This is a genomic window from Rhizorhapis sp. SPR117, from assembly GCF_021742065.1.
Window position 1 is genome coordinate 67,549 of record NZ_JAKKIE010000006.1, and the last position, 23,623, is coordinate 91,171.

The 23,623-nt window shown below is 58.3% G+C and carries 17 protein-coding genes and 1 tRNA gene; 4 read left to right on the forward strand and 14 right to left on the reverse strand.

The genetic code is table 11. The features are described from left to right. Nucleotides 1–13 precede the first annotated feature (13 nt). Together L3X40_RS04140 and recA are read left to right on the forward strand one after the other, a co-directional pair. Entirely contained in the window at nt 14–373 is a 360-nt protein-coding gene (locus L3X40_RS04140; protein WP_237364527.1) for a response regulator, read from the forward strand. 95 nt (nt 374–468) lie between these two features. After that, nucleotides 469–1,545 carry a recombinase RecA gene (gene recA / locus L3X40_RS04145; protein ID WP_272907919.1) on the forward strand — a complete coding sequence of 359 codons (1,077 nt, stop codon included), beginning with the start codon at nt 469–471 and terminating at the stop codon, nt 1,543–1,545. A 442-nt stretch (nt 1,546–1,987) separates the two neighbouring features. On the opposite strand, the gene glnA is transcribed toward recA, so the two are convergent. The 5 genes from glnA to L3X40_RS04170 form a co-directional block, all read right to left on the reverse strand. Beyond that, on the reverse strand, nt 1,988–3,400 hold the full coding sequence (glnA, locus tag L3X40_RS04150; protein WP_237364529.1) for a type I glutamate--ammonia ligase: 1,413 nt from the start codon (nt 3,398–3,400) through the stop codon (nt 1,988–1,990). 107 nt (nt 3,401–3,507) lie between these two features. Continuing rightward, on the reverse strand, nt 3,508–3,846 hold the full coding sequence (locus tag L3X40_RS04155; protein WP_237364530.1) for a P-II family nitrogen regulator: 339 nt from the start codon (nt 3,844–3,846) through the stop codon (nt 3,508–3,510). Nucleotides 3,847–4,445: 599 nt separating this feature from the next. Continuing rightward, nucleotides 4,446–5,267: a restriction endonuclease gene (locus L3X40_RS04160; protein ID WP_237364531.1), complete on the reverse strand. Its 822-nt coding sequence runs from the start codon at nt 5,265–5,267 to the stop codon at nt 4,446–4,448. A 156-nt stretch (nt 5,268–5,423) separates the two neighbouring features. Beyond that, nucleotides 5,424–5,957 carry a hypothetical protein gene (locus tag L3X40_RS04165; protein WP_237364532.1) on the reverse strand — a complete coding sequence of 178 codons (534 nt, stop codon included), beginning with the start codon at nt 5,955–5,957 and terminating at the stop codon, nt 5,424–5,426. Between the two features lie 1,406 nt (nt 5,958–7,363). After that, a tRNA-Thr gene (locus tag L3X40_RS04170) sits at nt 7,364–7,439 on the reverse strand. Nucleotides 7,440–7,685: 246 nt separating this feature from the next. Between L3X40_RS04170 and L3X40_RS04175 the strand changes: the two genes are divergently transcribed. Together L3X40_RS04175 and L3X40_RS04180 are read left to right on the forward strand one after the other, a co-directional pair. Next, nucleotides 7,686–9,005 carry a PAS domain-containing protein gene (locus L3X40_RS04175; protein WP_237364533.1) on the forward strand — a complete coding sequence of 440 codons (1,320 nt, stop codon included), beginning with the start codon at nt 7,686–7,688 and terminating at the stop codon, nt 9,003–9,005. A gap of 162 nt (nt 9,006–9,167) precedes the next feature. Further along, nucleotides 9,168–13,823 (forward strand): NAD-glutamate dehydrogenase, encoded by a 4,656-nt coding sequence (locus L3X40_RS04180; protein ID WP_237364534.1) that lies wholly within the window; start codon nt 9,168–9,170, stop codon nt 13,821–13,823. Between the two features lie 13 nt (nt 13,824–13,836). Here the strand turns inward: L3X40_RS04180 and L3X40_RS04185 are convergent, their stop codons facing one another. The 9 genes from L3X40_RS04185 to L3X40_RS04225 form a co-directional block, all read right to left on the reverse strand. Next, entirely contained in the window at nt 13,837–14,538 is a 702-nt protein-coding gene (locus L3X40_RS04185; protein WP_237364535.1) for a PepSY-associated TM helix domain-containing protein, read from the reverse strand. Continuing rightward, complete coding sequence (locus tag L3X40_RS04190; protein ID WP_237364536.1) at nt 14,535–15,218, reverse strand: Fe2+-dependent dioxygenase; 684 nt, start codon at nt 15,216–15,218, stop codon at nt 14,535–14,537. Before L3X40_RS04190 ends, L3X40_RS04185 begins: the two co-directional genes overlap by 4 nt. Nucleotides 15,219–15,254: 36 nt before the next feature. After that, complete coding sequence (locus tag L3X40_RS04195) at nt 15,255–17,525, reverse strand: TonB-dependent receptor (protein ID WP_237364537.1); 2,271 nt, start codon at nt 17,523–17,525, stop codon at nt 15,255–15,257. A 63-nt stretch (nt 17,526–17,588) separates the two neighbouring features. Next, on the reverse strand, nt 17,589–17,840 hold the full coding sequence (locus tag L3X40_RS04200; protein ID WP_237364538.1) for a ribbon-helix-helix domain-containing protein: 252 nt from the start codon (nt 17,838–17,840) through the stop codon (nt 17,589–17,591). 13 nt (nt 17,841–17,853) lie between these two features. After that, nucleotides 17,854–18,576: an acetoacetyl-CoA reductase gene (phbB, locus tag L3X40_RS04205; RefSeq protein WP_237364539.1), complete on the reverse strand. Its 723-nt coding sequence runs from the start codon at nt 18,574–18,576 to the stop codon at nt 17,854–17,856. Between the two features lie 37 nt (nt 18,577–18,613). Next, entirely contained in the window at nt 18,614–19,624 is a 1,011-nt protein-coding gene (gene hemH, locus L3X40_RS04210; RefSeq protein ID WP_237364540.1) for a ferrochelatase, read from the reverse strand. Nucleotide 19,625: 1 nt separating this feature from the next. Next, nucleotides 19,626–21,899 (reverse strand): xanthine dehydrogenase family protein molybdopterin-binding subunit, encoded by a 2,274-nt coding sequence (locus L3X40_RS04215; RefSeq protein WP_237364541.1) that lies wholly within the window; start codon nt 21,897–21,899, stop codon nt 19,626–19,628. Between the two features lie 46 nt (nt 21,900–21,945). Further along, nucleotides 21,946–22,377 (reverse strand): CoA-binding protein, encoded by a 432-nt coding sequence (locus L3X40_RS04220; RefSeq protein WP_237364542.1) that lies wholly within the window; start codon nt 22,375–22,377, stop codon nt 21,946–21,948. A 212-nt stretch (nt 22,378–22,589) separates the two neighbouring features. Further along, on the reverse strand, nt 22,590–23,561 hold the full coding sequence (locus tag L3X40_RS04225; protein WP_237364543.1) for an Mrp/NBP35 family ATP-binding protein: 972 nt from the start codon (nt 23,559–23,561) through the stop codon (nt 22,590–22,592). Nucleotides 23,562–23,623 lie beyond the last annotated feature (62 nt).

Sequence of the window (23,623 nt, forward strand, 5' to 3'; positions counted from 1 at the left end):
TGGATAGAGTGTAATGCCGGAACGAAAGACAATATTCATTGTCGAAGATGAACCGATGATCGGACTGATGCTGGAGGATTTTCTGGAGAGTCTGGGCTATGGTTTGTCCGGTCTCGCCGATACGCTGGAATCGGGCTGTTCAGCCGCGCGCGCGGGGGGCTTTGATGCGGCCATACTCGATTGCAATCTGCACGGGGACAAAGTTTGGCCCGTTGCCGAAGTGCTGATCGAAAAGAATGTGCCTTTCCTTTTTGCCACCGGCGGCAGCTCAGATGATATCCCGGCGCATTTCACCGCTTGCCCGACTTTGGAAAAGCCCTTCACGATGGCGAATGTGGAAAGCGCCTTGCAGCAGCTTTTCCCTGACGAATAAAAATTCGTTCCCCTATTGTTCCAACAGAACAAATGCGGTACATGGCAGTCACGCGTTGATTGGAACGCGCGATCAACCTACGAGGGACCGGGGCTATGGCCGCACAGCTGAAACTTATCGATTCCGAGGACAAAAAAGCCAATATGGATAGACAAAAAGCTCTCGAAGCCGCCTTGTCGCAGATTGATCGCGCTTTTGGCAAAGGCTCTGCCATGAAGTTGGGCAGCCGTGAAAAAATGGAGGTCGAATCGATTTCTTCCGGTTCGCTGGGTCTGGACATTGCGTTAGGCATTGGCGGTTTACCGCGCGGACGCGTTATTGAAATCTACGGCCCGGAAAGTTCGGGCAAGACCACATTGGCCCTGCACGCCATTGCCGAGGCGCAGAAGACCGGCGGCACGGCTGCGTTTGTCGACGCCGAACATGCGCTTGACCCCATTTATGCCAGGAAGCTGGGCGTAGACATCAATGAACTGATTGTATCGCAACCCGATACCGGCGAACAGGCACTGGAAATTGTCGATACGCTGGTCCGTTCCAACGCCATCGATGTGTTGGTCATCGATTCGGTCGCCGCTCTTGTTCCGCGTGCGGAAATCGAGGGTGAGATGGGCGATAGTCATGTCGGTCTGCAGGCTCGGTTGATGTCGCAGGCATTGCGCAAACTGACCGGCTCGATCAGCCGTTCGCGTTGTATGGTGATTTTCATCAATCAGGTCCGTATGAAAATCGGCGTGATGTACGGCAACCCGGAAACCACGACGGGCGGCAACGCGCTTAAATTTTATGCTTCGGTTCGCCTCGACATTCGTCGTACCGGTCAGATCAAGGATCGTGACGATATCGTTGGCAACACGACACGCGTCAAAGTGGTGAAGAACAAGGTGGCGCCGCCATTCAAGCAAGTCGAATTCGACATCATGTATGGTGAGGGCATTTCCAAAATTGGCGAGATTCTCGATCTTGGCGTCAAGGCGGGCATCGTCGAAAAATCCGGTGCCTGGTTCAGCTATGATTCGGTCCGCATTGGTCAGGGCCGTGAAAATGCGAAGACATTCCTGAAGGAAAATACCGAGCTTGCGGAAAAGCTCGAAAAGGCGATCCGCGGCAAAACCGAAAGCGTTGCCGAAGCCTTGATGACCGGTCCCGATGCGGATGACGAAGCCGAATAATTCGTCAGTCACGCGTCAAAACATGAAAAGGTCCGTCGCACGGGAGTTCGCATCCTGATCGGCGGACCTTTTGTTTTGCTATTCTGTCTGGTGTCCTTTGGGGGATTGAAAAAAATTCGACGATTCAGTCGTTGCGTGATGCAGATCACAGCATTGCCGGAGGAATATGGTAAATATCCGCTTGCGACCCGAGGGACGGAGAGTTTGACTCCAAGTCCTGACTACTGGCCCGGCGGACTATGTTCGCCGGGTCTTCTTTTGCAGGTTTTGTTGCGGGCGGACCGTAAAGCAAAAGGGCCCGGATTGCTCCAGGCCCTTTCGTTTGTCTTGGAGCGGGCAGCGTGAAATCTGAATCACCCCGCCCGCTCTATGTTTTTGTTGTCACATCGTTTACTACGGAAAACCGGTTCCCACTTTTCCGCACGATGCTCTAGCTGATGGATCAGCTGCTGTAGTACATGTCGAATTCGACCGGGCTGGGGGTCATTTCCCAACGCGCGACATCTTCATACTTCAATTCGATATAGGCTTCGATCTGATCCTTGGTGAACACATCGCCCTTGATCAGATAATCATGATCCGCAGCCAGTGATTCCAGTGCTTCGCGCAATGATCCGCACACGGTTGGCACCTGGCTCAATTCTTCAGGCGGCAGGTCGTACAGATTCTTGTCCATGGCCTCGCCCGGATGAAGCTTGTTCTGGATGCCGTCCAGACCAGCCATGGTCAGCGCCGAATAGCATAGATACGGGTTGGCCATCGCATCGGGGAAACGCACTTCGACGCGCTTGGCCTTTGAGCCGGTGCCATAAGGAATGCGGCAGGAGGCCGAACGGTTGCGGGCTGAATAGGCCAGAAGCACGGGTGCCTCATAGCCCGGAACCAGCCGCTTGTAGCTGTTGGTCGACGGATTGGTGAAGGCATTGAGCGACTTCGCATGCTTGATAATGCCGCCGATGAAATACAGGCACATATCGGACAGTCCGGCATAGCCGTTGCCTGCGAACGAGGGCTCCTTGCCATTCCAGATCGACAGGTGGGTGTGCATGCCCGAACCATTATCTTCCTTGATCGGCTTGGGCATGAAGGTTGCGGTCTTGCCATAGGCCTGCGCCACCATGTGCACGACATATTTGTAGATCTGCATGCGATCGGCGGTGGTGGTCAATGTGCCAAAAGTCAGGCCGAGTTCGTGCTGAGCCGCGGCGACTTCATGGTGGTGCTTGTCGCAGGGCAGGCCCATTTCAAGCATGGTGGAAACCATTTCGCCGCGAATGTCCATGCAGCTGTCGACCGGCGCGACCGGGAAATAACCGCCCTTGGCGCGGGGGCGGTGGGCCAGATTGCCGCCTTCGTAGGATTTGCCGGTGTTGGTCGGCAATTCGATGTCGTCGATCGCGTAATAGCTGGTTGAATAGCTGGTTTCGAACTTCACGTCATCAAACATGAAGAATTCCGCTTCCGGGCCGATATAGACGGTATCGCCAATGCCGGTGGTCTTGAGATAGGCTTCGACGCGTTTTGCCGTAGAGCGCGGATCGCGGGAATACAGTTCGCCGGTGGATGGTTCAACGATGTCGCAGAACAGGATCATCATTGGCGTCGCGCTGAACGGGTCGAAATAGACGGCGTCCAGATCGGGTTTCAGGATCATGTCGGATTCGTTGATCGCCTTCCAGCCTTCGATGGACGAGCCATCGAACATGAAGCCATCGGCCAGTTCGTCTTCGCCCACGACGACGGAACACATGGTCAGATGCTGCCACTTTCCCTTGGGATCAGTGAAGCGCAGATCGATCCACTCGACTTCCTTTTCCGCGATCATTTTCAGAATATCTTTGGGCGTATTCGCCATGTTTGCTTACCTTCCTTGTTTAACTTGAAATGTGCCGTGGTTTCGAAATTATGATCATGCGCGGACAGCCCCCATGTCAAACCCGCGTCATGCAGAATGGGTTGATGTCAGATTGCGTCTGAATCCCGTTCGCCGGTGCGGATGCGAAGCACGGTTTCGACCGGCACCACGAAAATCTTGCCATCGCCAATACGGCCCGTCTGGGCGGCTGCGGCAATCGCTTCCACCACGCGGTCGGCCAGATCGTCGTCGACAACCACCTCCAGCTTCACCTTGGGCAGAAAATCGACGACATATTCGGCGCCGCGATACAGTTCGGTATGCCCCTTCTGTCGCCCAAAGCCCTTTGCTTCAGTCACCGTGATGCCGGACACGCCGACTTCGTGAAGCGCTTCCTTGACCTCGTCCAGCTTGAACGGCTTGATGATGGCTTCGATCTTTTTCATTTCGGTCTTCATCCCCCAATAGCGGAACGCCGAACTGCAAGCAGGTTGCAGAGTGCGCAAATTTTCAAGACTCGCGCGCGCGGACCGCACGCTCTTGCACAATCAATTAGCGTGCCAATTCACGAATCGCCAGAAAAGCATCGGCGATTTTGAAAACTTTGTCGATTCTGCCCACTTTAAGGGCAATATAGGACAGGCATGCCTAATTATTGGGCAACCAAAACAGGTTTCAGGGGGCGTAAATTTGCTGCGCCGCAAGATGGGATGCGAAATTCGGCTTTGGTCCGATCTGGAAGTTTAGGAAGTTTAGGACTGTGACGGGCATATCTGACGCACGGCAGAGCTATTCGGAACGACGGTGAGAAAGAGCCGGTCGGATGATAGTGGGGGGCGGGCATGTAGGAAAGGGCGTTGTGATGTCGGCTGTGCGCGACATTTGTGTCGTTAGAGCGCCGTGACCGGCTCCCTAAAAGCGGACCGGCAGCTTTTCCGATGTAGGCAGCAGAAGCAATGTCTGAAAAGTCGGGATTCCTGTCTGACGGCTTTCGGGCAAAAAACTGGTGAGGCTGCCCTTCGCTCAAATTTTGTCAGGAAGAAGGCTAACCACGAGCGACCGCCTCATCGTTCGCCTGAGCGAGGTCCGTCAAATTGGACCGGCGAGCGAGAGCGACGATGTGATGCGCGTCGAACAATTGAACGCCAAGGGCTTTGGCCGTGTCCTGTGCAGGTTTGGTAAAGCCATTCACGGCGAATACGACCGGATGCGCATTGGATCGGCTGCAAACGCCGGCAATCTCACGGATCGGTGCGACAGAGATGGGTGTTGCATGCCCTTTGCACTGGCGCCACATGACCGCGTCGCCGATCTTCACGACTAGATCAACACCGCCATCGCCGGATACTTTTGTCGTCTCGACCTCACATCCACGCTTCTGAAAAAGCCGCATCAAGGCGCGTTCGAGATCGACCCCTCGCATTTCTCGCCAGAAGACCAAACCAGTCTCAAGTTGGCTTTCCATCCAATCATCGCATTTGGCTTCCCATGCGGCCTGAGCGGCGTCGTAAGCGGCAAGCCGCTGAACTTCCTCGTCATTGTTCAGGGTATTGTCCAATTTGGCTTTGACATAGCCGAATATAAGCCATAGCGACAATCCGGCGATAGAACCCAATGGCCATTTGTTGTCGCTTGGGTTTTCGAGAACATTTGGAAAGAAGTTCACCGCAACAAAATAGGTGACTATCGTCGTATAGATGGCCGAAATGACGAACGCTTTGATTGCAGCATTGGTCCTCTTCGACTGTTGTTCTGCCTCGAAAGTGTTGCGCATGAAGGAAGCCGGAAATCCATAATCGACCATCCTCGGGCGAGGCACATCAAACCCTGCCTTCACTGCGCGATCATATTTGCTCCGAAACATCATGCGGCTTGCCCCTTTGTCCCTCCAATTCTTATCAGCATCACACCTCACCACAATCGTACTGCTAAATCGTTCTCGTCCTGCCATTATGCTGGCATGACAGAGCCTGTTTTCTTGCCACGCGCCAAATCACCCCAGACGACCCTCACCCGCAGTGGGTTAGTGCTTCGGCTCAATTTGAGAGACAATCTTTTTTGCCGTTGCACGCGCTTCCTTTAGATGTCCGTCCTTCAGGTAAGGAACCAGCGCCTGAAAATAGGTCGATAATTGAGAAGCCTTTTGGTCGGCGTCATCAGACAATCTAGGAATTTTGAACCACGCTTTCCGAAAGGTCACAAGCGCGGATTCGCCGACAATATTCGATTGCGTGTAGTTTATTTTCCCTGTCGCCCATGGATGCATTGCTGGGGTTGGTATTGATGCCAATGCGTGATCGGCGGCAATGTGCAACGTACGTACTGTTGTCGGGCCTTTTGGAGAAGGCCAAAAAAGAAGGACAACGCCAATAACAACCAGGGCGACGCTAATCCATCCTCCCCACTGCCAATGCGCGATCTGAGCCCATGATAAGTGGTCAGCAATGTAGTCCAATATCCGATCGATACCCCACCCGAATACTTCATTTATGACAAATGCTGCCACAATAAACAGGAGACCAGCGAATCGCTTTCGGGTGTTGGGGCTGCGAACCATGACGGCTCTGTAACACTGCCGGTGTATCGCTTGGAGTCTGTTGGGAACATTTCAAACGGAACCGCTACCGTGTTTATAACCGGCATCCGTGGCGTCCGCTGTGTCGGCGTGAATCGACACCGCATTTTCCGATGAATGAACGGTCGCTTTACTCGGTTGCCGCCCAGAACCCGCCTTTCCGGAATCGGCAACGGTTCGGCGATACGGTATCCCAGCGTTCCCCAATCTATTGAGCGAGCGCATCGGTGCCTTCAGGTGATTCATTCGATGCAAACGATTGGCCGATATGCGTGCGATATGGCGAACAACGGCAAATCATATCCCGGCGACCAGGCTGGCCCAATTCCGCTACGACTGCTCGCGGACCAGTATCGACGCGCTGCGGACGTGCTTCGGGACAGCGGTCAGCGAGGCCACCCGATGAGCTGGGCACCTTTCCGCCTCACTGCCGTACAGGCGATTGAATTATATCTGACGGCGTTCCTTCTCCATCGCGGCTGCGGCGCCGTCGAGGTGAGGCGGATGGGGCACCATCTTGGATTAAGAGCGGATGCCGCGGCCGCAGCTGGCCTGAAACTGCGGAAGCGGACGTACGAGCATCTCGTCTCATTGAGCGTGTCGCGGGAGTATCTCATAACCCGGTACTGCCCTGACGGCCTTGAATCTGTGTCTCAGATCAACCGCCTAACTGCAACACTTGCGGAGGTGACCCACAAAACGGCTGTCGTCGGTGCGTCATTCCCAAGTCAATCGGACATCGATCGCTAATCTCCGGCGCATCGAACGTTGGCCGCAGCTGGTCACGATTGGTGATACCACACCTCCCACACCCTGTCCTTTATTGTGGAGCTATAGAAATAATGGGGCGCGGCCTTGTGCTCATATTTGTTCAACAGTCGCGCTCGGCTCAAGCTTCGGCGCGAGCCCGTCACAGTTTTCGGCCGACGTCTCGGCGCTACGTTTAACCCTCCGCCGAGTGTAGCGGAAGTTCGTCCGCTTTCTTGTATTTCCGCTCCAGAAGCCGCCTGCCCGGACACGGCAACAAAGCTGCCCGGCGACAGAGCGCCAATTACTTTCAGTCCACTTAGCACCGCCATATCTCAAAAATCGATGATGTGGCGGAAATGCGCGAAGTACATTTGGCCGTCGCTCACTTGGTTACGCACGCCCAAACTGCGGATGAATGATTTCCGCTCCATCGCGAAGCTGTTTCAGTGCCCTGATCTGTATGACGGTGAGCATTGGGGCCTCATATCCAGAATGACCGTTGAGGCCCCCAGATTCGAGCCCCCAAATCATCCGGATGAGGATGAATTGGGCTGGACAATACCGGAAAGTCGATGCCTCAATATACCAGTATTTCCGATGTTTTTCGAGGATTTTCGGCCCCCTAGACGGAGGGATTCTGGTGCCGCTTACAGGACTCGAACCTGTGACCCCCGCATTACGAATGCGATGCTCTACCAACTGAGCTAAAGCGGCCTGTTCCCTGGTAACGCTCTACTGACATACTCCAATGGAAGCCAGTCCTGATTGTCGCGTCCGCCGGGACGGGATGGCGGCGCTTACCAATGTCCCGGGCGCCTGACAAGCCGGGATTGCGCGGCCCGGCAATATTATTGGCGGCCCCGGCAAAGGTTAACGCTGCCGCAAGACAGATTCATCCGATCTTTACCATCGCCATGGCAAAACAGTCAGCGATCAGGAATTTTTTGACAAGGCCAGACGATGGATAATCCGCTTGGACATGAGGCCGCTCATAATCTGGAGGATATGGATTATGCGGCGGAGGATTCCGGCATAGAGGCGCCGCCCGAAATCGGCAATGATGAGCGACGGATGCATGTGCGCGCCTATAATTACTGGGCGTCGCTGTTGCAGGACCGCAGTTTTCCGTCGATTGAGGATCTCGATCCCGCCGACATCGAAGATTTTGGACCGCATAGCGTTTTGCTGGATTTTACCGCGGGAGTCGAAAATCCCGCCCTCGTCTATCTGGGTTCGGCGCTTCGTCAGGAGTGTGAGATCGAGAGCGAAATCCATTATATCGCCGAAGTGCCTAGCCGGTCGCTTCTCTCGCGCCTGACCGATCATTATCTGCAGATCATCGCCAATGGCGCGCCCATCGGTTTTGAAGCGGAGTTCACCAATCAACGCGGTGCGGAAATCCTCTATCGCGGCATACTGATGCCGTTTTCGTCCGACGATGACACCATCGACTTTGTTTATGGCGTCATAAATTGGAAGGAAATTGCCGACCGTAATCTGACCGACGAACTGGTGCTGGAGGTGGGTCAGGCGCTGCGCAGCGCGCCGACGATAAACGGAACCACGCCGGTCTGGGCCGACGGGCCGTCAGCGGGAGGCGCTTTGACCAGTGGTGTGGCCAAAATGCCCGCGCTTCTGTTGCCGGTCGAAGATGCTGGCGAACTGGTACTGGCTGAGCCGGACGGCGATGCATCGCTTGCCGACTGGCTGGCGCTGGCGCGCGATAGTGCAGGCGAAGCGGTTAGCTGCGAAGGGCGCAGTCGGCAGGCGCTGTACCGGGCCATCGGGCTTGCCTATGATTTCGCACTGGTCACGCGGCGTTGCCCGGACGATTATGCCGAACTGCTTGCCGATGCGGGGATCAAGGCGCAGGCGCGGGCGCAAATGACGCCGATCGTCAAGCTCGTCTTTGGCGCGAATTACGATAAAACCCGTCTGGCTGAATATGCTGCCGCCCTCGATCATGCGACCGCGCGGGACATGGCATGCGGAATGCTTGCGGCCTATCTGGACGCCTATGAAGGCGGTCTGAAAGCGCTGGTCCGTGACGAACGGCAAGCCCGCCGCAAGGTGAAGCCAGCGGGTGTCAGTCGGGTCGATGCAGCGCGCGGCAGGTTGCGGTCTGCGCCAGCGATTTCGCTCGATGACGTGCCTACCGACGTCCACGGCTTTGCGGTACTGGTGGCGCGGCGGGAGGAGAATGGCGCCTTGTCGATCGTGGCCACGGTTCAGGGTGACTCGGCCCTTGCCGAACAAGTGGTTCGGAAGGTTGGAAGCTGACCTTAAGGCATTCTGACAAATGCCGTATATAAGCAGCATGTTCTATCGTTTTATTTCTTTCTTTCGAAACTTTATTTCTGATTTCGGGTTGAGAGTCCTGTACGGGGCAAGTTATAATTAAAAAATGGAGCGACTTCCTGAGGCTCCCGACAGGATGAACCAATGGCTACCAAAGTCGCCGAATCTGGCGCGAATCATATCGTCCATGCGTTACAATCCGCCCTTCGCCATGGCGCGTTGCCAGGGGAAAATGAAGGATTTGACGAAGGGGCGTGCGAGGAAGCGGCCAAATTCCTGGGCAGGGCCATTCACCTTCGCCTGACAGGGGATCCGGTCATATCGCTGGAGACATTGGCAGGGCCAGAGGGGCAGCGGTTGATGCGCCTCGCCATCATCAATGACGACATGCCTTTCCTGGTGGACTCCGTTGCTGGAACCTTGTCGGCGCGGGGACTTGCCATTCACCGGCTGATCCATCCCGTTGTGCGCGTTGCGCGTGACGAACAGGGTGTGCTGACGGATATATTGCCGCCGGACAGCAGCGGTGCACGGCGCGAATCCATCATCTATTTTGAGGCCGATCGTGCCGACGCCCGGCAACGTCATGCCTTGATAGAGGATGTGCGGACTACATTGTCGCATGTGCGCGCCGCCGTTACGGACTGGCCGGCAATGCAGCAGGCGCTGTTACACGATGCGGATGCCACGCACGACAACGAGGGTGCGGCCCTCTTACGCTGGTTTCATGATCGTAATCTGACTCAATTGGGGCATGAAATCCGCAAGCGTGATGGCGAAGCGGAAGCGCAAATCGGCATTTGCGCTGTTGCGGGCGAACCCATGCTCTCTCCTTCATCAGTCGAATCCGCTTTCACCTGGTTCGAAGAGGGCAAGCCAAGCCCGCTGATCGTCAAATCCAATCGCATTTCCTGCGTGCATCGCCGGGTGCTGATCGACCTTGTCATCCTGCCGGTGCGGGAGGGGGGCAAGCTTGTCGCACTGTCCATCCACGCAGGACTGTGGACCAGTTCAGCATTGAGCGCACCGCCCGAAAAGGTTCCTTTGTTGCGGTCCGCCCTTGCAACGATGATGGAAAAGTTCGGGTTCGATCCATCGGGCCATGCCGGCAAGGCGCTGTCGCATACGCTGACTGGTTTGCCGCATGACCTGCTGATCGGGTTCAGTAGCAAGGCGTTGGAGCATGTCGCACTGACGGCCATGTCCTTGTCGGATCGCCCGCGTCCCAAAATGGCGGTGGTGAAAAGCTCGCTCGGCCGTCACTTGTTTGCGTTCGTATGGCTGCCGCGTGACGACGTATCGACGGGCCGCCGCGTTGCGATTGAAGATATGTTGGTGGATGCGGCTCATGCACGCCTGTTAAGCTGGTCTATCGCCCTGGAGGATGGCGGCCTTGCCCTTATCCGCTATGTGCTGGACCTACGTGAGGGCGGGCGGATGCCCGATACGGATACGCTCAACCGGCGGTTGGAGGAAATGGTCCGCGGCTGGGCGCCTGCCGTTGAAAACAGTCTTGCCGAAATGGGCGAACACAGCCGGGCCATTGCATTGGCTGCGCGCTATGCGGCATCCTTTCCGGCGGCTTATCGTGTCGGAGCCGGTCCCCGGGAAGCGGCCGTCGATATATTGCAGATTCACGGTTTGACCAATGCGCGCAGCCGTAGCGCCCGGCTTTATCGTAATCGCGAAGATGCGCCGACGCGTTTGCGCTTGAAACTCTATAGTGTGGACTCGATCGTGCTGTCGGAAGCGGTTCCCGCGCTGGAGAATTTCGGTTTCCGGGTGATCGAGGAAATGTCGACGCCGCTGGGCGACGGCACTTTGGGACATATCCAGAAGTTCATACTCGACCTCGCGCCGGGGCTGGATGGGGCGCAGGTGATCGAACGGGCCGACACGGTGCAGCAGGCGATTGCCAATGTGCTGGAAGGGGCTGCGGAAAATGACCGGTTCAATGAACTGATCATCGCGGCCGCGCTGGACCCGCGCGCGATTATTCTGTTTCGTTCGATCTTTCGGTATCTGCGTCAGACCGGCGTTGCCTATGGTCTTGCCACCTTTGTCGATGCGTTGCGCCGCGAACATCCGATTGCCCGCAATCTGGTCGAATTGTTCGAGGCGCGGCATGATCCCGCACGCGGCAGCAAGGGGCCGTCCGACGCGGCGAAGGCCGATAAAGCCATCGATGCCGGACTGGAAGGCGTATCGGCGATTGACGAAGATCGCATGTTGCGGCTGGTCCGCGCTGTGATGATGGCGACATTGCGCACCAATTTCTATGCGCCCGCTGCCGAGGAAGCACTCGCGTTCAAACTGGACAGTGCTCAGGTGCCTGGCCTGCCCGCGCCGCTGCCCTGGCGGGAAATCTGGGTGTACAGTCCCCGTGTGGAGGGCATTCACCTGCGCGCCGGACCTGTCGCGCGCGGCGGCCTGCGCTGGTCCGATCGGCGCGACGATTTCCGTACCGAAGTTCTGGGCTTGATGAAGGCGCAGCGCGTCAAGAATGCCGTCATCGTGCCGACCGGCGCAAAGGGCGGCTTTTTCCCGAAAATGCTGCCCGACTCTGCGCTGGACCGCGATGCGTGGCTGGCGGAAGGAACCGAAAGCTACCGTATCTTCATCCGTACCCTGCTTTCGGTCACTGATAATCTGGTCGATGGCAAGGTCGTCCATCCGCAATCCGTCGTCATTCATGATGGCGAGGACCCGTATTTCGTCGTTGCAGCGGACAAGGGCACAGCGACCTTTTCCGATGTCGCCAACGCCATCGCGCTCGACCGCGATTTCTGGCTGGGCGACGCCTTCGCAAGCGGCGGCAGCCATGGTTACGATCACAAGGCGATGGGCATCACCGCCAAAGGCGCCTGGGTCAGCGTTCAGCGGCACTTCCTGGAAATGGGCGTCGATGTGCAGAAAGAACCAGTGCGTGTCATTGGCTGCGGGGATATGTCGGGCGATGTGTTCGGCAACGGCATGTTGCTCAGCAAGGCGATCAAGCTGGTTGCTGCCTTCGACCATCGCCATATTTTCATCGATCCCGATCCCCATCCGGCGGCAAGCTGGAAAGAACGGCAGAGGATGTTCAATCTCCCCCGCTCAAGCTGGGACGATTATGACAAGAGCCTGATTTCCAAAGGCGGCGGCGTATTCCCGCGCAGTCAGAAAAGCATCCCGCTATCGCTACAGATGAAGGCGTTGCTGGATGTAAGCGACGATGAAATGGAGCCTGCACAGCTCCTTTCCGCTATCCTCAAAAGCCCGGCCGACCTGCTCTGGTTCGGCGGCATCGGCACTTATGTGAAGGCGGCGGCGCAAAACCATATCGAGGTGGGCGATCCGGCCAATGATCGCTTGCGCGTCGATGCCGAAGATTTGCGCGTAAAGGTGGTGGGCGAGGGCGCCAATCTGGGCGTGACGCAGGCCGCGCGCATTGCCTATGCCCTGCATGGCGGACGGATCAACACCGACTTCATAGACAACAGCGCAGGCGTCGATTGTTCGGATAATGAGGTCAATATCAAGATCGCGCTGAACAAGGAAATGCGCGCGGATCAGCTTGCCTTTGCCGACCGCAACACGCTGTTGGTGTCGATGACCGATTCAGTGGCCGACATCGTGCTGGAGGATAACCGGCTTCAGGCATTGGGTCTTTCGATTGCGCAGGCCGGCGGCGTGGCGAGCCTGCCCTCCTATGTCCGTTTGATCGAGATATTCGAAACCAGTGGGCGGTTGAACCGGCGGGTCGAAGGGCTGGCCGGAAATGAGGAATTGCTGCGCCGCATCCCCGATGGTCATGGACTGACCCGGCCTGAACTCGCCATTTTGCTTTCGACCGCGAAACTGGCGTTGCAGGACGCGATTGAACAGAACGGCATCGCGCAAGATCCAACGATGGCGGGGGAACTGACCGCAGCCTTCCCGCCTGCCATGCAGGCCGGGCATGCGACAGCCATCGCGGAACATCCGCTTCGCTGTGAAATCATCGCAACCAAACTCGCCAACCGGATCGTCAATCGTCTGGGCATCATCCACCCCTTTGAACTGGCGGAGGAAGAGGGGTGTTCGCTCGCCGACATGGCCTGTGCCTTTGTCATGGCCGAACGGCTGTTTCATGTGTCTGATCTGTGGAAAGATATTGATGAAAGTCCGATGTCTGAAAGCGCGCGTCTTGGCCTGTTCAACGAAATTGCAGGCGCCATGCGTGCGCAGATCGCCGATCTGATCCGCAGCCTGTCATCGGGCACGCTACCGGGTGAGGGCGTTGCTTTGCTGCACCCTGGCGTGTCGCGTCTTGCCGACGTCGTTGACAGTCTGTTGCGGCCCGAAACCATCCACAGGGCTGATGCGATTGCCGCGAATCTGGCGGCGATTGGCGCGCCCGACCACCTGATCGATCGCGCGGTAGGGCTTTTCAAGCTGGATGGGGCGGTGGGCTTGTCTTGTCTCGCCTATCGGCTGGAGGTCAGGGAAACGGATGTTACAAAGGCTTTTACGCGATTGGGTGAAACGCTGGGCATCGACTGGGTGCAATCGACCGCGGCGCGCATGCAACCATCCGATCCGTGGGAACGCCTGCTCGTCGCGGGGGTCGCACGCGATTTGCAGCAAATCCGGTTTGAATTTCTGGGTGAAGCAAAGGGCAAGGATATCAGCGCCTATGTCGATAGCTGGCTGAAGGCGAAGGAAAGGCGGGTCCAGCAATTCCAGGCGCTTGTCAAACGCGCGCGCGCGGCGGCTTCACCCAATGCGGCAATGCTCGCGGAACTGACCGGGCAGGCGAGAGGATTATTGGCAAAATAGCGACGACAAGGCCTTACAACATGTAAGGCCCGGCTGCCGATGCCGCGAACATCAAACTGGCGAGCATGATTCCACCGGCCAGCAAACGACTGCCATGCAGGCGGGTCCAGAGCAGAAATCCGGTCAGGCTCATGGCGACCAACGCGCCCGCGATGGTGTCGATAAACAGAACCCAGGCAAGCCCCAGGCCGCTACCCTTGTGCAGATTCTTGATGACGCCAAAGATATTGTTCGCTTCCTGCCGGACGGAAACGCTGCGGGACCCCGGTACATATTCGACGGTCAGCCTGCCATTGGGTTGATTGAAGCGCTGCACCCATTTTTCCGCTTCCTCACGCTGCACCCCCATGAAGCGTTTGCGCTCTCCCTTGCCGTCACCCTTTCCTTGTGCGTCGCCACCGGGGCGTTCGGCACGCGGTTTGGTCCTGACGCCAAGCTCCTTAGCCGCCCATCCCGTCAGCGCCTTTTCATCGGGCACGCGGGCGGGATCGATGGCAATATCCATGGCGCTGACTTCAACGGCCTCGCCCGTGTCGATTTTCCAGATGCTGCGATGATTGAGCAGTGCGCCGCTTAATCCCAACAGGAAGAACAGGATCGCACCCCAAAATCCGGTCCAGGCATGCACCTTTTTCAGCCAGCGAACCACACTGGCGCGTTGCCAGCGGGCCGGGACAAACAGCAGGCCGGATTGGTTCAGACGGAAACGTGTCAAAGGTCGGCCCATTTGCGCAAAAGATTGTGATAGGTGGCGGTCAGGCCCAAAACGGCAGGATGGCTGTCGCCCAGTTCGCCACGGGTCAAGGTGATCGATCGATCGAAGCGATAGAGCAATTCGCGGTTGCCATCATCGCGGACCATCGATTGTGCCCAGAAAAAGGCCGCCCATCGGCTGCCGCGCGTCACGGGTTCTACACGATGCAGGCTGTCCGCCGGATAGAGGACGGCATCGCCCGCATCGCACTTGACCCGCTGTTCGCCATAGCTGTCCTCGATCACCAGCTCGCCCCCGTCATAATCGGCGGGGTCACTCAGGAACAGGGTGCATGATACGTCCGTCCGCATCCGCTGGCGCGCGGATGAAATGTAGCGGATGGCGTTGTCGACGTGCGCGGTAAAGCCCATGCCTTCGTCATAGCGGTTGAACAGCGGCGGAAAGACGCGAAGCGGCAGGGCGGCGGCATTGAATGTGCCATTGCCGCCCAGCGCCCGCAATATGATCTCGCCCAGCGCCTGCGCCTCGGGGGCATCTTCCGGCACCTGCAGATTGTTCTTCGCAACCGCTGACTGCACCCCGGCCGTTACCCGGCCGTCAACCCATGGCGTTTGGGTCAACACCGTGCGGCAATGCGCCACTTCCTCTGGAGATAACAGGGCTGGGATGCGGATCAGCATGGATATGTCCTTCGCGGCTTCTGTACGCTGCGGCGATCAGAAGGCAACGCCGAATGTCGCCACAAAGGCGCGGCCACCCGCCGGAACGACACGGCCGCCATTGACCTGCGCGTAATAGAGTTCGTCGGTCAGGTTATAGCCGTTCACCGCAATCCGGTAATTGCCGAAGCTGTACCCGATCAGCGCATCGAACGTCGTATAGGACGGGACGACCTGCGAATTATCCACATTCGCATAGACCCTGGACTGATAGTTGAGGCCGCCGCCGACCTCCAGCCCCTTGAGCGGTCCTTCGACCGGCTTGTAGTTCGCCCACGCCGACAGCGCATGTTCGGGGACGTATCGCACCTGATTGCCGACCACTTCCGGATCAAGTTCGCCTGCCGCGCTCGACCGGATCTCCGCATCGACATAAGCATAATTGACATTCAGCATGATGTCGGGCGTTACCATCCCGCTGGCGCTCAGTTCAAAGCCACGCAGGCGCTGCTTTGGTTCGGACGAAGCGATCAGGCTGTTAGTCACCGGATCGATCTCGACCGAATTCTTGCGATTGATCTGATAGACTGCCGTCTGGATCAGCAGGCGCTTGTGGAACAGATTGAGCTTGCCGCCCAGATCAAAGGTCTCGGTCCGTTCGGGATCAAGGTTGGCGCGGCTGATCGAACCGCCGTCAGCAGGTACTTGCAACGTATCGCCATTGGCGACCGAATTGCCCGGCGGGTTCGATGCGCGGCTATAGGTGGCGTAGAACGTCATTTGTTTTGATGGTTCCCAAATCGCTGACACCTTGGGACTCCACAAGTCATGGGTCGCGCTGCCCTCTTCGAAACAGGTCGTATAGGTGCCCGTCACGCCATTGCAGCTTGTGATCGCACCGCCGGTATTACTGGAAAATTCGATCTGCTCCTGCGTCGCTTTGTAATGTTGAAAGCGCAGTCCGGCATTGATGGAGAATTTGGGCGTCAGCCATAGTCGGTCATCGATAAAGAGGGAAATGTCCGTCGCACGGCTGTCGCGTTGGCTGTAGATGGCGGTCGAATAATTGGGCAAGGGCGAACGGACGGGATTGAACAGGTCCTGTTCATAGGGATCGGGACGCACCTGATCCGATCGGTCATTGGTCTGGTAGGACATGTCCCAACCGATGACCAATTCATTGCGCATCGCGCCCAGCGGCTTGGCCACGGTCAGAGCCGTGACGTTCTGAATGCCCTTGGTCGTTTGGAAATAGGCGCCGCGCGGCGTGGTGCGAGCGACAGGAACGGTGGCGGGATCGCCGTCGAGCAGGAAATCGCCGCAGTTCTCGTTGGTCCGGCAACCCGGCACCGTCTGCCGGAAACTGCGCTTGTAGACACCCAGCTTGGTGTCGCTGGTGACGGTCAGCCAGTCACCGGCGCGATGGCTGAACTTGCCGGTCACCGTGTTCACGACGACATCGTCCCTGTCCGCGCCGAAGCCGTAGAAGTTGCTGCGGGGAACACCGAATTCCGTCACCGGACGTTCCATGTCGTCAGGGTCGGTGGTCTGGGCAAATGGCACGCCGTAATCGACCAGCTTATTCTCTTCCTGATGGAAGTAGATCAGCGTGAAGCTGGTGTCCGTGCCAAGGCCGAAGCCGATGGCAGGCGCAAAGCCCCAGCGGCGGGCATAAATCTCATCACGGTCAACGGCGTCATTATCATGCGCCATGAAATTGAGCCGAAGGCCGATCGTATCGGTCAGCGCCTTGTTGGCGTCCACCGTAATGCGGCCATAGTCGCCAGTACCATAGCCGCCCGTAGCGCTGAAGAAATCCGTCGTATGCGGCTGCTTGGACGTTGTGTTGATCGCGCCGCCCGTCACGCCCCGGCCCAGCGCGGTGGAGGACGAACCCTTCAGCACCTCTACCGATTCATAGTTGAAGGCGTCGCGGGTAAAGACACCGAAATCGCGCAGGCCGTCCGTGAAGATGTCGTTCTTGGCCGATTGGCCGCGAATGGTGAACTGGTCGCCGTTGAGCGCGCCGCCCTCGCCGACCTGTGTGGTGACGCCCGCCACATTGCGCAGCGCCTGTTCAAGCGAGGTGATCTGGCGGTCGCGCAGTGTTTCGGATGTAATGCTGTTGACCATTTGCGGCACGTCGATGATCGGACCGCGCACGGTGGGAAGGTCGATTTCCTGCCTCTCGCCGTCGACGTGAATACCGTCCTGGCGCGCGGCCTCCATATCCGCATCGGCGGCGAAGGCCGGACCGGCCATGATCATGGCGGCGGCAATGGAGCATGGAGCGATGAGCAGAGGACGAGCGGCGGGATTGATAGACATCTGAATAGGGACCCCCTTGGTTGAGGAGGCGACAGCTATTGCGAATCATTCTTACTGTCAACACTATTGAGAATGAATATCATTAAATATATGCTCGTTAAACAGCCACAGCCGTATGGCGCTTGCCAGATTCGGTGGATCGTCGACGGATATGCGCGCAAGATCGATTTGCGCGATCAACGCATTCAGCGGCAATGCGCGCCGCGCCGCCTCTTTCCGCAAAGCATCCCAGAACAAAGGCTCAAGGCTGATCGATGTCTGATGGCCCGCAATCGTCACGCTACGTTTGACAGGGCCAGACAGATAATGGGTCATGAGGCCCCCAGCCTCAATACATATGCTGACCGCCATTGATCGACAGGGTCGAACCCGTGACAAAGGCACCCTCATCCGCACAGAGGAAAGCCACGCCCCGGGCGATTTCCTCGGCATGGCCAAGGCGGCCGACCGGGATTTTGGCGACGATCTTTTCCAATACTGCTTCGGGCACTGCGGCGACCATGTCCGTGTCGATATAGCCGGGCGCAATGGCATTCACCGTCACGCCATATTTGGCGCCTTCCTGGGCCATGGCCTTGGTAAAGCCGTGGATGCCGGACTTGGCCGCGGCATAATTGACCTGGCCATATTGGCCTGCCTGGCCGTTGATCGAACCTATGTTGACGATCCGGCCCCAACCGCGTTCCCGCATGCCGGGAAAGCATGCCTTGGCCATATTGAAACAGCCGCCCAGATTGACGCGGATGACCTCATTCCAGTCATCGAAGCTCATGCGTTGCAACACGCCGTCGCGGGTGATGCCGGCATTATTCACTACAACGTCAACGGGGCCAAGTTCGTTGCTGACCTGTGCGCAGCCATCCTGACAAGCGTCATAATCGCCGACGTCCCATCTGTAACTGGCTATGCCGGTGCGGTCGGTAAAGGCTTTGGCCTTTTCCGCATTGCCGGCATAATTGGCCGCCACCGTCATGCCCATATCCTTGAGGGCGAGGCTGATCGCTTCGCCGATGCCCCGCGTGCCGCCGGTTACTATTGCTACTCTGGACATCCTAACCTCTCCTTCGCCTGTGATATATGACCCACCACTACGGGCGCTGCCACCAGCCCGATAGTTCGCGACCCAGAATCTTGTCGTACATCAGGATAGCCTCGTCCTCGGCGTTTAAACAGGGAAGAAACGCGAATTTTTCGCCGCCATGGCGTAAAAAACTGTCTCTTCCCCGAAGCGCGATTTCCTCCAGCGTCTCGATGCAGTCCGCGCTAAAGCCCGGCGTTGTTACCGCAATATGACGAATGCCTTCTTCGGCCAATCGGGCCAATGTCTTATCAGTCGCCGGCTCCAGCCATTTTGCCCTGCCAAAGCGTGACTGGAAAGCAGTGACAATATCCCGGCCCAACGCTTCGCCCAGCAGGCGGGCCGTCTTCTGGCAATGGCAATGATAGGGATCGCCCAGTGCCAATGTACGCTGAGGCATCCCATGAAAGCTTGCGACCAGCACATCAGGCACGAAATCCAGCGCCGATAATTGTCGTTCGATCTGCGACTTGAGCGCATCGATATAAGCCGGATCATCATGATAGGGCGCCAGCGTCCGGATCGCGGGCTGCCTGCGCAGGGTGCCGAGTACGCGAAAAACTTCGTCCTGAACGCTTGCCGTGGTGGCCGCGCAATATTGGGGATAGAGCGGCGCGACGAGCAGGCGCTCGCAACCCGCATCCGTCATGGCGAGAAGGCGGCTCTCAATCGACGGATTGCCATAACGCATGGCCCAGTCGATCATCAGATCATCGCCCATATGCGCCTGAAGCGCCTGTGCCTGCGCTTTGGTAATGCTGGCCAGCGGCGATCCATCGGGCGTCCAGATCTGGCGATAGGCATGGGCGGATTTTTTCGGGCGCACATTCAGGATGATGCCGCGCAGAATCGGCTGCCAGATGACCGGCGGGATTTCGATAACGCGCGGATCGGACAGAAATTGCTTCAGATAACGTTTGACCGCTTTGGGCTCGGGCGCGTCCGGCGTGCCCAGATTGACCAGCAAAATGCCGGTACGTGGCGCGGATATGGGCGGATGTTCGTCTGGCAGGCTTGTCATTTCATCGTGCCGCCAGCAATGGCAGGGTACGAAAGCGCTCGCCCGTGGCGGTAAACAGCGCATTGGCGATGGCCGGAGCGACTGCCGGCACCCCGATTTCGCCGATACCGCCCGGTTCTTCATTGCTGCGGATGAATTCCACCACCACCTCTCCTATGTCGGCAAGGCGAGGCAGGCCCAATTCGCCCAGCCGCATGGTTGTGGGCATGGCGCGTTCATAGGCGGTCGATCCGCCCAATGCAGATGTCAGGCCAAAGATCAGGCCGCCTTCTATCTGTTGCCGGGCGATGTCGGGATTGACCTGCGCTCCACAATCCACCGCCGCGACGATGCGCCCGACATGCACGCGGTTCTGCTTGATCTCCGCTGCGACCAGAACCGCAATATGGCTGCCCGCCATGCTGTGACAGGCGATGCCCTGACCGCTGCCCGCGATGCCGCCTTCCCAACCGCCCAACGCCGCTGCGGTGGACAGGCAATGGGCAAGGCGCGGCGCGTTGCCCAGCATCTGCATACGAAATGACATTGGCTCTATGCCTGCAACCTGCGCCAGTTCATCGATGAAGCATTCGTTGAAAAAGGCATTATAATGATCGGCATTGCCGCGCCAGCGACCGGCAGGGATGCCGACAGCCGCAGGATAATGATCAATGGCGAAGGCCTTCATCGCATAGGGCGGCAGCGCCCCCGAAATCGCTGCACGCTCAGTCGTTTGCGCGGCCTTGTCCATCGCTTCATGCGGCAGGGCGCCATCGGTCATCCGCGCCCAGAGCTCCGTCATGGTGGCGGGTGCGGCGATCTTGGCCAGCCATCCCTCGATATAGCCGCCACGCGCAAGCTTTGCCGCCATGCGCGCATGGGCGGGGGCGCGGGGACGGTCGTGCATGATGTCTTCTGCGCGCGACCACAAAAGCTGCACTGGCCGCCCCATCTCCTGCGCGATGATCGCGGCCTGCACGGCGGCCTCGGCCTCCATCTTGCGCCCGAACGATCCGCCTGCGAGCAGCGGATAGAGAATGACGTCGGATTGCGCGAGGCCCAGCGCATCGGCGACGGCGGCACGGGCAAAGGCGGGGGCCTGCGTCGGCATCCAGATTTCCGCCTGCCCGTCATGCACATGCGCGGTTGCCGCCATCGGCTCCATGGCAAGGTGGAGCGCAGGCGCTACCTGATATTCGCTGGCAACGATTTGCGCCCCGCCGAACACCGCGTCCAGATCGCCCTGATGGACAAAACGTTCGCCATCGTCACTGTCAAACGCTCTCTCCAATGCGGCATCGATCGCTTCATTGTCGATCAATCTGCCATCGACCGTAAATACCGGGTCGAGCAGATTGAGCGCCTTGTTCGCCGCCCACCAATTACTGCCGACCACCGCGACCCAGCGATCTTGTTTGATGATCTTCAAAAAGCCCGTGACCTTTTTCGCCTCGGCCTCGCTGAAGGACTTGACCCTTGCATTGCCGATCGGTCCCTGTCGGATGGAGGCGAAGACCATGTCCGGTAAACGAATGTCGGCGGCATAATTGGCCGATCCGTCGATCTTTGCCGGCAGGTCGAGGCGCGGCAGGTCCTGACCGACCAGGCCCTCGTCATCTTTGCCATCGCTGCTGGGCCGCATCGGCAATATGGCGGGCAGGTCATAATCCATCGCCTCTGCGGCCAATTCGCCAAAGCGCAGCTTTTGATCGCCCAGCACGACAAAGCCGTCCTTCGTTTCGCACGCTTCCCAGTCCACGTCCCAGCGCGCCGCCGCCGCCTTGCACAGTAAAATGCGCGCCGCCGCGCCTGCATCCCGATATTGGGGCGCGAACATCCGCACTGAGCTCGACCCGCCGGTCAACATCATCGCGGATCGGATGGCATATTCGCGCGTAGCCCAGGCGCCGGCCTTGCCAACCAGGCTCGGCATGTCGTTGCCCAGCCATTGCCCGGCAATCAATGTATTGGCATAAAGCGAGCTGATCGGCGCAGGCTGCACCGCAATGGTGCGCCAGTCCGCGCCCAGCTCATCGGCCAATATCTGGGGCAATACCGTATAGACGCCTTGCCCAAGCTCGGCCTGCGGCACGATCACGATAATCTGCCCGTCTTCCGCGATTTTCAGGAAGGCGTTGACGACATGCTCGCCCTTCGCCGCATTCAGGTTGGGCGTATAACTGCGCGGCCACACCGCCCACGCCAGCAACAACCCCACGCCCGCTCCGCCACCGATCAGCAGGTGCCGACGGCTGATCCCGCTCTTTTCCTCTATACTGCCCCGCAATCGCGTCATTCCAGTCTGATAGAGGGGGAATGGGCGTGGTGGAAGGGGGGATTGTTCAGGATTCGACCGGCGCGATGCCAAGGCGCGGAATTTCGATCTTGGGACAGCGGTCCATGACCACTTTCAGACCCGCCGCTTCGGCCCGCGCGGCGGCGGCTTCGTTGATAACGCCCAATTGCATCCACACCGCCTTTGCGCCGATCGCAATGGCTGCATCCACAGCCTCACCGGCCGCCTCGCTATTGCGGAATACATCCACCAGATCGACAGGAACACCAATCTGGTCCAGTCCGGCCCAGACGAATTCGCCATGAATATGTTCGCCCGCAATCTGCGGATTAACAGGCATGACGCGATAGCCCTGCTGTTGCAGGAAGGCCATCACGCGGTAACTGGCGCGCTCTGGATTGTCCGACGCCCCGATCATGGCGATCGTGCGGGTGTCGCGCAAAAGCTGGGCAATATCTTCATCGCGGGTCAATGGCATGGATATTCTCCTTCACCCATCATGTAGGGAGCGGGTTGGAGATTCCAAAGGTCGCCGGGATAAGCCGGAATAAGAAGTAGCCATCAATCCCCCTCTCTCCTTCAGGGGAGAGGGCCGGGGAGAGGGGGCCGTGGGTCGCCCTTCCCCTCTCCCGGTTCGGCTTCGCCTCACCGCCCTCTCCCCTGAAGGAGAGATGGCAGAGAAGACCCGCCTTAACGCGGGCGGCTATTCTCAATCCACCGCGCAACTTTTTCCGCGATCGCCATGAATGGCGCACCCTGTTCGCCATCTGTCGCTGCGGGTGGCTCGCCTGCGTCGGACGCCGTGCGGATCGCAATGTGCAGAGGGATGCGGCCAAGGAACGGCATGCCCATCTGCCTGGCTGCCGCCTCCGCGCCGCCCGTGCCAAAGGGATCGGAAATTTCGCCGCAATGGGGACAGGCATATCCGGCCATATTCTCAACCAGGCCGATCATCGGAATATCCGCCTGTTCAAACAGATTGACCGCGCGGGTTGCATCGATCAGCGCCAGATCCTGCGGGGTTGAAACGATGATCGCGCCTGCGGGTTTGTGTTTTTGCATCATCGACAATTGCACGTCACCGGTGCCGGGCGGCAGGTCGACGATCAGCACGTCGATATCGCCCCAATGCGCGTCGATCAACTGGCCCAGTGCATTGCCGGCCATCGGTCCGCGCCAGGCGATTGCTTGACCGGGCTGGGCAAGCTGGCCCATCGACAGCATCGGCACGCCATAGGCATTGGGAACAGGGATCAGCTTCTTGTCTTCTGCCTGCGGCCGCGTGCCTTCGCTGCCCAGCAGGCGCGGTTGGGAGGGGCCGTAAATATCCGCATCGACAATGCCGACCTTCATCCCCACGCGTTTCAGCGCAATCGCCAGATTTGCCGATAGCGTCGATTTGCCGACGCCGCCCTTGCCACTGCCCACGGCGATCAGGCGGACCACCTTCTTTTCCGCTGTCATGGCGATCCGCACGTCGGTGATGCCGTCCAGGGATTTCATCTGGCCCCGAATACCGGCCTCTATCACCTCGCGCTGCATTTCGGACAGGCCGGTCACGTCCAGAACCAGACTGAGCACGCCATCTTTGAGGCGGGGTGCGCTTGCGCGGCCTTTGGCGGCTGTTTCCAGCACCTTCGTGATATCTTCAATGTCGGTCATGGCGGTGCCTTAGTGGAATATGATCGGAAAGGCACTGTTTTTCCATGCCGGGGCTTCCTATA